Below are 673 nucleotides of genomic sequence, written 5' to 3' on the forward strand. Positions count from 1 at the left end.
GGCAACAGAAATCGCCCGCCTCAAGCGCCAACTGGCCGAGCGGGATGAGGAACTGGCCATTCTCCAAAAGGCGGCCACCTACTTCGCCAGACGCCTGAAGTGAAGTACGGTTTTATACACCAACATCAGGCGGCGTTATCAGTGAAAAGCCTGGCCCGGGTACTGTGCGTCTCGCGCAGCGGCTGGTATGCGTGGCTGAAGCGCCAGCAATCCCCCTCGCCGCGGCAGATGCGCCGCCAGCAGTGTGATGAGCGGGTGGCGCAAGCTTTTATACAGGCAAAACAGCGCTATGGCGCGCCCCGTCTGACGCAGGAGTTGCGTGAGGCCGGCCATGNTAAGTTCAAAGCCACGACAAACAGCCGGCATAACCTGCCGGTGGCACCGAACCTGTTGCAACAGGACTTCAGTGCTACGGGGCCGGACCAGAAGTACGTGGGCGACATAACGTATCTGTGGACAGAGGAAGGCTGGCTGTACCTGGCGGTGGTTATCGACCTGTATTCGCGCCGGGTGGTGGGTTGGTCGATGTCGGAACGAATGACGGCAGAGCTGGCGTGCAATACGCTGAAAATGGCGCTGTGGCGGCGGAAGATGCCGCGCGGCGTGATAGTCCACACCGACAGGGGGAGCCAGTACTGTTCCCATGATTATCAGAATGTTATCAAAGACAATG

1 pseudogene is annotated in these 673 nt (G+C 59.4%); it reads left to right on the forward strand.

Annotation, left to right across the window (positions count from 1 at the left end):
* Nucleotides 1–673 (forward strand): annotated as a pseudogene (locus tag AC559G_RS12135) (IS3 family transposase); the annotation flags it as partial.

Source organism: Gibbsiella greigii (assembly GCF_039540155.1).
GTDB classification, from domain to species: Bacteria; Pseudomonadota; Gammaproteobacteria; order Enterobacterales; family Enterobacteriaceae; genus Gibbsiella; species Gibbsiella quercinecans.